This window comes from Amycolatopsis ultiminotia, from assembly GCF_039536925.1.
GTDB lineage: Bacteria > Actinomycetota > Actinomycetes > Mycobacteriales > Pseudonocardiaceae > Amycolatopsis > Amycolatopsis ultiminotia.
Map to the genome: position 1 here is coordinate 105,414 of NZ_BAAAZN010000019.1, position 13,221 is coordinate 118,634.

The 13,221-nt window shown below is 71.4% G+C and carries 14 protein-coding genes; 8 read left to right on the top strand and 6 right to left on the bottom strand.

The genetic code is table 11. The features are described from left to right. Positions 1-1,556 precede the first annotated feature (1,556 nt). The 3 genes from ABD793_RS33645 to ABD793_RS33655 all read right to left on the bottom strand — a co-directional run bounded on the left by ABD793_RS33645 (position 1,557) and on the right by ABD793_RS33655 (position 4,672). A complete protein-coding gene (locus ABD793_RS33645) occupies positions 1,557-1,889 on the bottom strand; it encodes a hypothetical protein (RefSeq protein ID WP_344867320.1) in 333 nt (110 codons plus the stop codon). A 58-nt stretch (positions 1,890-1,947) separates the two neighbouring features. After that, positions 1,948-3,999, bottom strand: a complete 2,052-nt coding sequence (locus ABD793_RS33650; protein ID WP_344867321.1) for an ATP-dependent DNA helicase — start codon at positions 3,997-3,999, stop codon at positions 1,948-1,950. Between the two features lie 82 nt (positions 4,000-4,081). Next, positions 4,082-4,672 (bottom strand): biotin transporter BioY, encoded by a 591-nt coding sequence (locus ABD793_RS33655; RefSeq protein ID WP_344867322.1) that lies wholly within the window; start codon positions 4,670-4,672, stop codon positions 4,082-4,084. Positions 4,673-4,846: 174 nt separating this feature from the next. Between ABD793_RS33655 and ABD793_RS33660 the strand changes: the two genes are divergently transcribed. Continuing rightward, positions 4,847-5,890, top strand: coding sequence for a hypothetical protein (locus tag ABD793_RS33660; RefSeq protein ID WP_344867323.1), 1,044 nt, complete (start codon positions 4,847-4,849; stop codon positions 5,888-5,890). Here the strand turns inward: ABD793_RS33660 and ABD793_RS33665 are convergent. Both ABD793_RS33665 and ABD793_RS33670 read right to left on the bottom strand, forming a co-directional pair. Continuing rightward, positions 5,860-6,432, bottom strand: a complete 573-nt coding sequence (locus tag ABD793_RS33665; protein WP_344867324.1) for an isochorismatase family protein — start codon at positions 6,430-6,432, stop codon at positions 5,860-5,862. The two genes, ABD793_RS33660 and ABD793_RS33665, sit on opposite strands and share 31 nt — an antisense overlap. A gap of 10 nt (positions 6,433-6,442) precedes the next feature. Further along, positions 6,443-7,747, bottom strand: coding sequence for a nicotinate phosphoribosyltransferase (locus ABD793_RS33670; RefSeq protein ID WP_344867325.1), 1,305 nt, complete (start codon positions 7,745-7,747; stop codon positions 6,443-6,445). 73 nt (positions 7,748-7,820) lie between these two features. Between ABD793_RS33670 and clpS the strand changes: the two genes are divergently transcribed. The 6 genes from clpS to ABD793_RS33700 all read left to right on the top strand — a co-directional run bounded on the left by clpS (position 7,821) and on the right by ABD793_RS33700 (position 11,452). Continuing rightward, entirely contained in the window at positions 7,821-8,120 is a 300-nt protein-coding gene (gene clpS / locus ABD793_RS33675; RefSeq protein WP_344867326.1) for an ATP-dependent Clp protease adapter ClpS, read from the top strand. Beyond that, positions 8,117-8,674 carry a DUF2017 domain-containing protein gene (locus tag ABD793_RS33680; protein WP_344867327.1) on the top strand — a complete coding sequence of 186 codons (558 nt, stop codon included), beginning with the start codon at positions 8,117-8,119 and terminating at the stop codon, positions 8,672-8,674. The genes clpS and ABD793_RS33680 overlap by 4 nt, the downstream gene beginning before the upstream one ends. Beyond that, positions 8,671-9,678, top strand: a complete 1,008-nt coding sequence (locus ABD793_RS33685) for a P1 family peptidase (protein ID WP_344867328.1) — start codon at positions 8,671-8,673, stop codon at positions 9,676-9,678. Before ABD793_RS33680 ends, ABD793_RS33685 begins: the two co-directional genes overlap by 4 nt. Before the next feature lie 44 nt (positions 9,679-9,722). Continuing rightward, entirely contained in the window at positions 9,723-10,139 is a 417-nt protein-coding gene (locus ABD793_RS33690; RefSeq protein ID WP_425548809.1) for a M67 family metallopeptidase, read from the top strand. An 80-nt stretch (positions 10,140-10,219) separates the two neighbouring features. After that, complete coding sequence (locus ABD793_RS33695; protein WP_344867330.1) at positions 10,220-10,498, top strand: MoaD/ThiS family protein; 279 nt, start codon at positions 10,220-10,222, stop codon at positions 10,496-10,498. 3 nt (positions 10,499-10,501) lie between these two features. Then, complete coding sequence (locus ABD793_RS33700; RefSeq protein WP_344867331.1) at positions 10,502-11,452, top strand: PLP-dependent cysteine synthase family protein; 951 nt, start codon at positions 10,502-10,504, stop codon at positions 11,450-11,452. 38 nt (positions 11,453-11,490) lie between these two features. Here ABD793_RS33700 and ABD793_RS33705 read toward each other — a convergent pair whose 3' ends face one another. Beyond that, positions 11,491-12,072: a TetR/AcrR family transcriptional regulator gene (locus ABD793_RS33705; RefSeq protein WP_344867332.1), complete on the bottom strand. Its 582-nt coding sequence runs from the start codon at positions 12,070-12,072 to the stop codon at positions 11,491-11,493. A 115-nt stretch (positions 12,073-12,187) separates the two neighbouring features. On the opposite strand from ABD793_RS33705, the gene ABD793_RS33710 reads away from it, so the two are divergent. Then, positions 12,188-13,210, top strand: coding sequence for an aldo/keto reductase (locus tag ABD793_RS33710; RefSeq protein WP_344867333.1), 1,023 nt, complete (start codon positions 12,188-12,190; stop codon positions 13,208-13,210). The last annotated feature ends 11 nt before the right edge of the window (positions 13,211-13,221 follow it).

Here is a 13,221-nt window from a genome sequence, read left to right on the forward strand (position 1 = left end):
GGGCGGTGACTGGTCGTTTTGTGCGGTGGCGTTGGTGCGGCCGTGCTGGTGGCTGGGGTAGCTGGGGTGGTGACCGGTCGTCTTGTGCGGCGGTGCTGGTTCGGGGGCGCTGGCGGTTAGGGGGACTGGTCGGTTCGTGCGTGTGGGAGTGTTGACTCGGTGCGCGGGTGGCTGGGGTGGTGACCGGTCGGTTTGTGTGGCGGTCCTGGCTCGCGTGCGCCGGAGGGTTCGGGTACCGACGTCGGCGGGCGATGCGCGCCCGGCCGGCGGGCCGGTCGTGGCCAGTCCGGGTTGACCGTTGCCGGGTGTGCATGAGGTGACGTTTGCGCGCCAAGTACTTGTGGGGCTTGGCAAAGCAGTGCCGGCTGCTTTGCCGGGAGACCGGCGTATCCGCTCGCAGTCCGTCCGTGAAGGTCATGCGAGGGATCTGCCCCTGCCCGGCGGATCAGCTGCCACCGCTGGACGCAACCCGATGTGAGCGCCGACTTGGCAGGCCCGAGTGCGTGACGTCGAGCAGCCCAGACCCGGTGTGCGGGCTGGGGTGTGCGCGGTCGAGTCCTGGCCTACAGGGATCGGCCGGGTTGGACGGCTCGCCAGACCGCTCCGGGGCCGCAGGTGACGTGCGGTCCGGCGAACGGTTGGCGTGGCGTGTGGCCGGAGGGACCGAGCCGGTGCGTGCGAACGCTAGCCGGGCCGGCCGGAGAGCGTGCCGGCCGAGTTGAGCCGGACCGGATGGGCGAGGATTGGCCGGCCCGGATCTGCATGGGGCGGCCGGGCGCCTGCTTGCTGGGCTCGATCTGCTTGGGTGTGCGGTCGGCGGGCCGGGTTGGGACGCGGAGATCTGCTGGGTCTGGTGGTCTGCTGGACGGGGTGTGTGGAGGCTGGCCGCGCAGGAGTGTGCGTGCGGCGGGCCAGGCTGGGTGCGGAGGCTCGCTGGGCAGAGGTGACCCGGTAGGCGGGGTGCTATGGGCGACCCGCCGGACCGGGGGTCGTCCGGTGGTGGGGCGCGAAGACCCGGCGGACCGGGCGCGGTCCAGCGGCCGGGGCGTGCGGGGACTCGCTGGGCCGGGGCGTGCGGTCCGCTGGGGTGGTCCGCTGGCCGGGGTGTGCGGTCCGCCGGTGTGCGGTCTGTCGGGGTGGCTGGTCTGGCGTGGCCGGAGTGTGCGGTCTGGCGTGGCGGCAGGTCTGGCGTGGCTGGGGTGTGCGGTCTGTCGGGGTGGCTGGTCTGGCGTGGCCGGAGTGTGCGGTCTGGCGTGGCGGCAGGTCTGGCGTGGCTGGGGTGTGCGGTCTGTCGGGGTGGCTGGTCTGGCGTGGCCGGAGTGTGCGGTCTGGCGTGGCGGCAGGTCTGGCGTGGCTGGGGTGTGCGGTCTGCCGGGGTGGCAGGTCTGGCGTGGCTGGGGTGTGCGGTTCGCCGGGGTGTGGGCTGCCGGGGCGGCTGGTCTGGCGTGGCCGGGGTGCGGGCTGCCGGGGCGGCGGGTCCGTCCGGTTGCGGGGGCGGCGCTCGGGCTGCTGGCGGGTGCCGGTCCGGGGCGGGGCCGGGCGTGGAGCGGGGAGGGTCAGCTCTGCCAGACCACGTACGCCTGGTCGGCGTCGGTGGTCATGGCTTCGATGAACTTCTCGTTGTCGAAGCCGGGCAGGGTTTGCAGGCGTTCGATCAGGGCGTCTGCAGCCGGGTCGCCGCTCGGGATGGCGGTGCCTTGGCCGTCGGAGCCCACGAGCATGAAGAAGACGTCCTCGTTCCAGGGGCCGTCGGGGATGACTCTCACCATGACGGACTGCAGGTCCGACCATGTGACGGCCTCTTCGGTGCCGTCGGCGAGCCTGCGCCGCACGCCGGTGTCGTCGACACTGACGGTCCGGGATCGTGCGCTGGACGGATCCTGGGTCAACCGGTGCTCCCTGTCGTGTTCGTTCCGCTTACCGTACCCGCCTGGGCAGTGCCCTCCCTCACGCGGGCGCGGCCGCGTCGAGTCGTTTCAGCGCGGCGCGCGCGACCTGCGGATCCGTGGTGGGCCAGAACGGTGCCAGCGACGCGCGGAGGAATCCGCCGTAGCGGGCGGTGGCCAGCCGGGAGTCCAGCACGGCGACCACCCCGCGGTCGGTGACCGAACGGTGCAGCCGTCCGGTGCCCTGCGCGAGCAGCAGTGCCGCGTGCGTGGCCGCGACGGTGAGGAACCCGTTGCCGCCACGGGCTTCCACCGCACGCTGCCGCGCCGAGGACACCGGATCGTCCGGCCGCGGGAACGGGAGCCGGTCCACCACGACCAGCTGCAGCGACGGTCCCGGCACGTCCACGCCCTGCCACAGGGTGAGCGTGCCGAACAGGCAGGTGCGCGGATCGTCGGTGAACTTCCGCACCAGCAACGGGGTGGCGTCCTCGCCCTGGCACAGGATCGGGTGCTCGAGCCGCTCCCGCATCGCCTCGCTGGCCTGCTTCGCCGCGCGCATCGAGGAAAACAGCCCGAGCGTGCGTCCGCCCGCGGCCTCGACCAGCTCGGCCAGCTCGTCCATTGTGGACTCCGCGAGACCGTCCCGGCCCGGTGCCGGCAGGTGCTTGGCCACGTACAGGATGCCGTTGCGCCGGTGGTCGAACGGCGAGCCCACGTCGAGGCCGGTCCACTTCGGCCCGGTCTCCTCATCCGCGGGTGCTTGCTTGTCGGTGGCCGTGCCCGGCGATTTCTCCACCCGTGCCCCGGACGGCGGCAGGCCCCACTGCCGCGCCATCGTGTCGAACGTGCCGCCGAGGGTGAGCGTGGCCGAGGTGAGCACGGTGGTGTGCAGGTTGAACACCCGCTCGCGCAGCAGGCCCGCCACGCCCAGCGGTGCCACCTTCAACGCCGGTGGCCGCGGGTTGGCCGAGTACCGGTCACCGGTGAGCCATACGACGTCGCGCTGGTGCGCCTGGTCGTCGGTGTACGCGTCGAGCAGCCGCACTGCCGTGTCGTGTACTTCTTCCAGCAGCGAACGCGCCAGCTTGCGCGCGGTGGCCTCCTCGACGTCCTCCTTGCGGTCGGAGCCCAGCGTGGTGAGGCATTCCTTTGCCGCGTCGCGCACCGCCGGGATCGCGCCCTTCAACGGCTGCGGCAGCGTGTCCATCCGGCCGGCAGGCAGATCGTCGAGGATCAGCGCCAGCCCGTCGGACGCCTCCAGCAGCCGGTCCGCGACCGCCGCGTCCATCAGCCGGCCGCAGCGGCGCGCGGCGGCGGCGACCATCGCCGTGGTCAGTTCGCCGGTGGCCACCGAGGTGACCCGGTCGACCAGATCGTGCGCCTCGTCGATGACCACCAGGTCGTGCTCGGGCAGTACCTGGTAACCCTGGAGCGCGTCGATGGCCAGCAGTGCGTGGTTGGTGACCACCACGTCGGCCTTGCCGGCCTCGGCCCGCGCGCGTTCGGCGAAGCAGTCGGTGCCGATCGGGCAGCGGGCCGCGCCGAGACATTCCTTGGCGGTGACGGAAACCTGCCGCCACGCCTGGTCGGACACCCCGGGCACGAGCTCGTCGCGGTCACCGGTCTCGGTGTCCGACGACCATTCGTGCAGCCGGGTGATCTCCTTGCCCAGCCGGGAAACCGCGAACGGATCGAACAGCTGCGCATCATCCGGCTCGTCCGCGGGGCCGGTGTCGAGCCGGTGCAGGCACAGGTAGTTGCGGCGGCCCTTGAGGATGGCGAAGGTCGGCGTGCGGCCGAGCGGCTTCTTCAGCGCCTTCGCCACCCGCGGCAGATCCCGGTCGACCAGCTGGCGCTGCAACGCGATGGTGGCCGTGGAGACGACCACCGTGGTGTCCTTCTCCACCGCGTGCCGGATTGCGGGCACCAGGTAGGCCAGCGATTTGCCGGTGCCCGTGCCGGCCTGCACGGCGAGGTGCTCGCCGGTGCGGATGGCGTGACCGACGGCGTCGGCCATCTTCACCTGGCCGGGGCGCTCGGCGCCGCCCACGGACTCCACCGCGTGGGTCAGCAGTTCGAGGACGCCGGGGAAATCGGTTCGGGCGGGCACAGCGACATACGATAGCCGCCGGGCCCGACAGGTTCGCCGATCCGGCGCGAACGGGCCGCTCGTGCCGGATCGGCGAACTGGGTCAGTCCCGCTTGCCGAACCGGGAAACGGCGGCCCACGCCAGCGGCAGCACCCCGGCCGCGACGACGATCTTCAGCAGGTCACCGACGAGGAACGGCACCACGCCCTTGCCGAACGCGGTGGTGAAGTCGTAGCCGGCGGCGGCCATCAGCCAGGGCACGCCGAACGCGTAGATCACCACATTGCCCAGCACCATGGTCCCCGCCGTGCGCAGTGGCGTCCGGTCCCCGCCGCGCCGGGCGAGCGCGCCGACGAGCGCTCCGGCGAGCACGAACCCGACGATGTACCCGGCCGACGCTCCGGACAGCCCGGACGTCGCGCCCTGGAACCACGGCACCCCGGCCGCACCGACGAGCAGGTACAGCAGCATCGAAGCGGCGCCGCGGCGCATGCCGAGCGTCGCGCCCACGAGCAGCGCGGCGAACGTCTGGCCGGTCATCGGCACCGGGGTGCCGGGGATCGGGATCACGAGCTGGGCGGCCGCGCCGGTCAGCACGGCGCCGCCGGCCACCAGCGTCAGGTCGCGCACGAGCGCGCCGGGTACGAGGTCGGCCAGCACCTGACGGCGGCCGGTGAGGGAAAGCGACGACACGGGACCTCCCACGACGGAAACGGACGTCCAGGCAGGTTAACGCCCGGCACCCGGACCGGACCGGACAAGTTGCGTTCCTCACCACACCACACGTCCGGGTGGTGTAGGGGTGGTGGCGTTTGGCCTACCCGGCGCGCTGCCGATCTCGAAGCACAGGCGAAAGGAGACAGGCCGATGCGCGGACGGGCCCTGCTGGCGACCGGTGCCCTGCTGGCGGGGTCGGTGGGGGCGGTCGCCCCGCCGGCGCAGGCGGATCCACTGGCGCACGCCGGGCCGCTGATGCACGCCGGGCCGCTGATGCACGCCGGGCCGCTGATGCAGGCCGGTCCGCTGATGCAGGCCGGTCGGTTGACACAGGCCGGTCCTGTGGCCGATTCCGTCCCGCGGGCGCAGGCGGGCCCGGTGGTGCAGGCCGGTTCCGCGGTGCAGGCAGGGTGGTCGGTGGCGGCGGTTGCCTCGCGGCCGCAGGCGGCTCCCGCAGTATCGGCTGGTCCGGGGGTGCACGCCGGTCCGCTGACGCAGGCCGCCCTACGGACGCAAGCCGGTCGGCCGGCGCAAGCTGCCCCGGTGGCGAAAGCCGATCCGGTCACCTCCACCGGCTGGGGTTCTGCGGGCAGTCTCGACGTGCTGGTCGACGGCCAGCACGTGGTCACCGGGGAACTCGCCCGTTGTGCTGCCGACGGGCCGGCGTCTGCGCGGAGCAGCGGTGGTGTGGCAGGCGACGTCGCGGACTTCGGGTTCGGCGGGACCACCTGCGGCCGCAACGGTGCCGTTGCCACCGTGCAGGCGGGTGGCCAGCGCTTCGAGACCGATGTGCTGCAGCGCTGGGGCGGGCCGGTGCTGCAGGTCCGGACCTACTCCTCCGGCTGCGTGACCACCGAGTCCGGCAGCACCGGCTCGATGGCGATCGGCGCGGTCAGCGGGTTCACCGTGCCCTCGTCCGTCCCGTCGAACTACCGGATCACCATCCCCGGCGGCGAGGCAGGCACGGCGCTGGCCACGGTGACGTTGAACGAGACGGTGACCCCGGCGCCGCCGGACGGCAGTCTCGTCACGCACGCCGTGCACATCGAGCTGTACCCACAGGGCGGTCCGGCGAGCGGCGACATCTACCTCGGAACCGCGGCGTGCAACCCGTTCGGCAAGGGCGGTGCTCCGCAGCCACCGGATCCGGGCACCGGCAGCGCTCAGGCCGGCAGCGCGGGCGTGCCGGAGTAGCTGACGCCTGCTTCGTCGAAGTCCTTCAGCGTGGCGTCCACGGTGGGCTGCGAACCGCCGACTGTGAGGTCGAGCAGCACGCGTACGCCGAAGCCGGCACGCGCCGCGTCGAGCGCAGTGGCGCGTACGCAGAAGTCAGTGGCGATACCGACCACTTCGACCTCGGTCACGGCATGCGCGCGCAGCCAGTCCTCGAGGGTCGCGCCGTCGCGGGACTTTCCCTCGAAACCGGAGTACGCCGCGTCGTACTCGCCCTTCGAGAAGACCTCCTCGATCGGCACGACGTCCAAGGACGGATGGAACGACGCGCCTGCCGTGCCGGCGATGCAGTGCGGCGGCCAGCTGGTGGCGAAGTCCGGCGTCTCGCTGAAGTGGTCGCCGGGATCGATGTGGTGGTCCCGGGTGGCCACCACGTGCGCGTAGCCACCGGCGGTCAGATGCCGTGAGATGGCGTCGGCGGCGGCTGCCCCGCCGGGCAGTCCCAGCGAACCGCCCTCGCAGAAGTCGTTCTGCACATCCACCACGATCAGCGCGGTCCCCATGGCAGGCTCCCTACAGAAACGTCGTCGGTATCGCGGGCTCGCCATGCGACAGCTTCAGCCCCTCCCACGGCAGCGTGATCTGCGCCTGCCGCAACCGGGCGCGTGCGTCGTCCAGCGTGGGCAGATCATCCACCGCCCTGCCCTCGCGCACCAGGGGGAGCTGCAGCTCGCGATCGTTCGGCCCGGCCGGCGGACGGTCGGCCGAATCGGTCCACACGACCTCCTCGACCGCCGTGCCGGTGTCGCGGTGCCGTCGCAGCGCGTACTTGCGCCCGCCACGGGATTCCTTGTGCGCACTGCGCTTCGCGACCGGTCGGCCGTCGACCTCGACCAGTTTGTAGACCATGCCCGCGGTCGGCGCGCCCGAGCCGGTGACCACCGAAGTGCCCACGCCGTACGCGTCGACCGGTTCCGCGCGCAGCGCCGCGATGGCGTGCTCGTCGAGGTCGCCGGACACGACGATCCGGGTGTCCTTGGCGCCCAGCGAGTCGAGCTGGTCACGGGCCTTGCGGGCGAGCGGGCCGACGTCACCGGAGTCGATCCGGATCGCACCCAGCTCCGGACCGGCGACGCGTACGGCGGTTTCGATGCCCTCAGTGATGTCGTAGGTGTCCACGAGCAGCGTCGTGTCCGCGCCCATCCGTTCGACCTGCGCGCGGAACGCGGCTTCTTCACTGTCGTGCAGCAACATGAAGGCGTGCGCGACAGTGCCCCGCGTAGGGATGCCGTAGCGGCGGCCTGCTTCGAGGTTCGACGTGGTCGCGAAGCCCGCCAGGTACGCCGAACGCGCGGCGGCGACCGCGGCGTACTCGTGCGTACGCCGTCCGCCCATCTCGATGATCGGCCGGCCGTGCGCAGCGCCCGCCATGCGCGCCGCGGCCGAAGCCACCGCGCTGTCGTGGTTGAGGATCGACAGCACCAGCGTCTCCAGCACCACGGCTTCGGCGAAACTGCCGCTCACGGTCAGGATCGGCGAATCGGGGAAGTACAGCTCGCCTTCCGGGTAACCGTCGATGTCGCCGCGGAACTCGTAGTCCGCGAGCCAGGACAGCGTCGCCGCGTCCACGACCGCGGTCTGTTCGAGCACGGTCAGTTCGGCGTCGGTGAACCGGAAGTCGGCGATCGCTTCGAGTACCCGCGCGGTGCCGGCGACGACGCCGTAACGCCGCCCGTCGGGCAGCCGCCGGGCGAAGACCTCGAAGACGCACGGACGGTCCGCGGTGTCGTTCGAGAGAGCGCTTGCCAGCATGGTCAGCTCGTAGTGGTCGGTGAGCAGCGCCGTGCTGGCGCTGGTGACCGGCTCGGGTGAACCCATGGGGTCAGCCTATTCACCCACCGGCCGGACCTGGCGCGGCGTACCGGGTGACCGCCGTGACACCATGGGGTGCATGTCCACGCCTGTCGCATCCGAACAGACGCAGGTTGATCCACTCGGGGTAGAGGTCGCCGACTCCGACCAGCCGTGGCGGACCATCGTGTGGAACGATCCGGTCAACCTGATGTCGTACGTGACGTACGTGTTCCAGAAGGTGTTCGGTTACAGCCGGGACCACGCCACGAAGCTGATGCTCGACGTGCACCACAAGGGCAGGGCGATCGTGTCGTCCGGCTCCAAGGAGAAGGTGGAGACGGACGTGGCGAAACTGCACGCCGCGGGACTGTGGGCGACCATGGAACAACCCTCGTGAAGGCCTGGCGGCGCAAGGGCGATGCCATCCTCGCGGGGTTCGAGCAGCAGGAGGCCGCGGTGCTGCGCGGTCTGGTCGGGCAGCTGGAGGACATGCTGCGGGCGCGGGAAGAGGAAACCCCGCAGGACGAGCTGGCCGAGCTGACCGGGATCCGCACCGGCCCCGTGGAATCACCGGACGATCCGGTGCTCTCCCGGCTGCTGCCGGACTTCCACCGGCTCGACCCGGACAACCCGAGCCGCGAGGACCTCGATTCCGCGGCCGCGATGCGGTCCCTGCACGAGCCGGAACTGCTGGCGGCGAAGGTCGGCGTCGCCCGGATCGTGCTCGACACGCTGCCCCGCGACGGCGGTTCGGTGCGGCTGACCTTCGAACAGGCCGACGCGTGGCTCGGCGCGCTCAACGACGTGCGGCTGGCGCTCGGCACCGCGCTCGACGTCAGCGAGGACATGCCCGACGAGCTGCCGGACGACGATCCGCGTGCCCCGCACCTCGGCGTCTACCACTGGCTGACCTGGGTGCAGGAGACGCTGATCCAGGCGGTCAGCGGGTGAATGCGATCACCGACGTGCCGGGGGTGCTCGTCGGGCACCACCAGCGCCTCGGCGACGGCTGGGCCACCGGGACCACGGTGGTACTGGTGCCGGGCGGTGCGACCGGTGCGGTCGACCAGCGCGGCGGGGCACCCGGTACGCGCGAGACGAACCTGCTGGAGCCGGAAAACCTGGTACAGCAGGTGAACGCGGTGTGCCTTTCCGGGGGAAGTGCCTACGGTCTCGCCGCGGCCGACGGCGTGCTGCGCTGGCTCGGCGAACGCGACCTGGGGTTCCCGGTCGGGCAGCAGCCGCACGAGGTCGTGCCGATCGTGCCCGCCGCGGTGCTGTTCGACCTCCCGCGCAGTGACTGGGGCAACCGTCCGGACGCCGGTTTCGGTTACGCCGCTTGCGAAACCGCCGCTGCCACGGTCGAGCAGGGCACGGTCGGTGCGGGCACCGGCGCGGTGGCCGGCTCACTCAAGGGCGGCATCGGCACGGCGAGTGAGCCGGTCGGCGAGGTGACCGTCGGCGCACTCGCGGCGGTGAACGCCGCCGGCGAGGCAGTGGATTTCCGCACCGGGCGGGCGTTCGCGGCGGACCACGAGGTGGCGGGCGAGTTCGACGTCCGCTGGCCGGACCGGCCCGGTTCGGCTCCCGGCCAGCGCACCGACCTGAACACCACGATCGGCGTGGTCGCCTGCGACGCGGCACTGTCGAAGGCCGAAGCCCGGCGGCTCGCGGTGGCTGCACAGGACGGGCTGGCCCGTGCCGTGCGGCCGGCGCACAGCATGTTCGACGGGGACACGGTTTTCGCCTTGGCCACCGGCGCCCGTGAGCTGCCCCGGCGGCCCGGTTCGTTCGCGACGGCCGACCGCGCGGGCGGGCTCGACGCGTTGTGCTCGGCCGCCGCGCGGGTCTTCGCCCGTGCGATGGTGCACGGTCTGCTGTCGGCGACCGCGGCCGGTGGTGTGGCCGCGTACCGGGACGTGTGGCCGGAGGCGTTCGGCGGACGGTTCGGCTGAGGGGTACCTCTCACCATGTGGACAAGTGCTGTCCACCAGCTAAGATGTCCGGTGTGCTCCGGATCCGCCGCGACCTCGTCGACCAGATCGTCGCCCACGCCCGTCGTGACCATCCAGACGAGGCGTGCGGGGTGCTGGCCGGCCCGGCCGGTTCCGAGCGCCCCGAGCGGTTCATCCCGATGCTCAACGCCGCCCGTTCGCCGACGTTCTACGAGTTCGACCCGGCGGAGGACTTCAAGCTGCACCGCGAGCTGGAGGCGAACGACGAGGAACGGGTGGTGATCTACCACTCGCACACGGCGACCGAGGCCTACCCGTCGCGCACCGATGTGAAGATCGCCGGTTACCCGGACGCGCACTACGTGCTGGTGTCCACCAGGGACCCCGATTCGCACGAGTTCCGCTCGTACCGGATCGTGGACGGCGAGATCACCGAGGAGCCGGTCGAGTTCGTCGACTGAACTGCCGGAATAACCGCGCCGCCGGCGGCGTCCGAGTCCACGGCGTCCGCGAGCAGAAACCCACCGGAGGTAGAAAACCCATGGCCGTGACCGTGTCCATCCCGACCATCCTGCGCACCCACACCGGCGGCGAGAAGTCCGTCGAGGCGGCGGGCAAGAGCGTTCTCGAGGTGATCGACGACGTCGAGTCGCGCCACGCCGGGATCAAGGCGCGCCTGGTCAAGGAGGAGAAGCTGCACCGCTTCATCAACGTCTACGTCAACGACGAGGACGTGCGCTTCGCCGGTGGCCTCGACGCCGAGGTGAAGGACGGCGACACCATCACGATCCTGCCCGCCGTCGCCGGCGGCGCGCGCTGACCCATGGCGCGTTACGAGTCGCTTCTCGACGCGCTCGGCGGCACGCCGCTGGTCGGGCTGCCGCGGTTGTCGCCGACGCACGACGTGCGGCTGTGGGCGAAACTCGAGGACCGCAACCCGACCGGCTCGATCAAGGACCGGCCCGCGCTGGCCATGATCGAGGCGGCCGAACGGGAGGGCCGGCTGCGCCGCGGGTCCACCATCCTCGAGCCGACCTCGGGCAACACCGGCATCTCGCTCGCCATGGCGGCGAAGCTCAAGGGCTACGGCCTGGTGTGCGTGATGCCGGAGAACACCTCCACCGAACGCAAGCAGCTGCTGCAGGCGTACGGCGCGCGGATCGTGTTCTCCCCGGCTGCGGGCGGCTCGAACGAGGCGGTGCGGCGTGCCAAGGAGCTGGCCGAGCAGAACCCGGAGTGGGTGATGCTCTACCAGTACGGCAACCCGGCCAACGCGGACGCGCACTACCGCGGCACCGGGCCGGAGCTGGTGAAGGACCTGCCCACGCTGACCCACTTCGTCGGCGGTCTCGGTACCACCGGGACGCTCGTGGGCGTCGGCCGTTACCTGCATGAGGTGAAGCCGGACGTACAGGTCATCGCGGCCGAGCCGCGGTACGGCGAGCTGGTGTACGGCCTGCGCAACCTCGACGAAGGCTTTGTACCGGAGCTGTACGACCCTTCTGTGCTCAACGGCCGATACTCCGTCGGCGCGTACGACGCGCTTCGCCGCACGCGTCAGCTACTGGAGCACGAAGGCATCTTCGCGGGTATCTCCACCGGCGCTGTGCTGCACGCGGCACTCGCGGTGGCGGAGAAGGCCGCTGCGAACGGCGAAGCGGCCGATGTCGCGTTCGTCGTCGCAGATGCGGGGTGGAAATACTTGTCCACGGGCGCGTACGCGGGCTCGCTGGACGAAGCAGCTGAACGTCTCGACGGTCAGCTCTGGGCGTAAGCCGTGAAGGAGCCGCTCACCGATGGTGAGCGGCTCCTTCACGTGCGGTAGCGCAAGCCGTCGATGAGAACGGCGACCATGCGCAGGTTGTACGCAGGTTCTTCGCCGGGCACGGGTTGGCACAGCAGCGCGATCGCGTACAGCAGGTCTTTCGCGCTGACGTCCGGCCGGATTTCCCCGGCCGCCTGCGCGGTGTCCAGCAGCGCGGCGAGAGCCGGTCCGAGCTGCGTCAGAAATGAGCCGCGCAGTGCCTCGAACGCCGGGTCGTCCGAATGCAGGGCGCTGGCGAGCCCGTGTTTCGTCGCCAGGAACTCGGTGTACCGATCGAGCCACTTCGTGAGTGCCTCGTCCGGTCCGTGCGCTGCGCTCAGCGCCGGTGCCGCTTCCGCGCAGGCGTCGATCTCACGCCGGAGTACCGCGGTGACCAGGTCCGAACGCTGCGGGAAGTGCCGGTAGAGCGTGCCGACGCCGACCCCGGCCAGATCCGTGATCTCCTTCGCCGGCGCGTCCACGCCGGATCCGGCGAACACCGTCTTCGCCGCTTCGAGCAGGGCATCGATGTTGCGCTGTGCGTCGGCACGCCGACGCCGCGGCGCGGCCGGTGACGGGTTCTCCTGCACGGCACTCCTCGGTCGACAGTGGCTTGCTTAACCGGAATAGCTTTCCGTATAGTTCCGGAAAAGCATTCCGCTTAGGTCGAGGATACCCACCGGCCGTGATCGCAGGAGCAACCGCATGCAGTACCGCACGCTGGGCCGGACCGGGATCAGGGTCAGTCCGTACGCGCTGGGGACGTTGATGTTCGCGACGTCCGTCGGCAACCCCGACCCCGAGGACTCCGCCCGGGTCATCCACAAGGCACTCGACGCGGGGATCAACTTCGTGGACACCTCCGACGCCTACGGCGATTCCGAGGTGGTGGTGGGCAAGGCGGTCAAGGGCCGCCGCGACGACGTCGTGCTCGCGACCAAGGTCGGCCGCCCGCAGGGGGAAGACCCCAACCGGCAGGGCGGTTCGCGGCGCTGGATCACCACCGCGGTGGAGGATTCACTGCGCCGCCTGCAGACCGACCACCTCGACCTGTACCAGATCCACGTGCCGGACCCCGAGACCGACGTCGAGGAGACGCTGTCCGCGCTGTCCGATCTGATCCACGCCGGGAAGGTCAGGGCGATCGGGGCGTCCAACACGCCCGCGTCCGAGATCGTGGCGGCCCAGTGGACCGCACAGCGGCGCGGCCTGGCGCGATTCCGCACCGAACAGCCGCCGTACTCGATCCTCAACCGCGGCATCGAACGCGAGGTGCTGCCGGTCGCGCAGCGCTACGGCATGGGGACGCTGGTGTGGGGCCCGCTCGGACAGGGCATGCTCACCGGCCGGGTCCGCAAGGGGCGAGACAGCGACCTCCGCCGTGCGCCGATGTTCCGGCACCTCCGGGACGAGCGGCGGATCGACGTCGTCGAACAGCTCGTTCCGCTGGCCGCCGAAGCGGGCATGCCGCTGACCCACCTCGCCATGGCCTTCGCCATCGCGCACCCCGGCGTGACCAGCGCACTCATCGGCGCCCGCACGATGAGCCACCTGGACGACCTGCTCGCCGGACTCGACGTCGCACTCGACGACGACCTCCTGGACCGGATCGACGAGATCGTGCCGCCCGGCACCGACGTCAGCCCGCTCGACCAGGCCTACCAGCCCCCGGCCGTACAGCAACCGGGCCTGCGCCGCCGTCCGGCCGGGGAACGCTCCGGCGGCTGAACGCCGAGGAG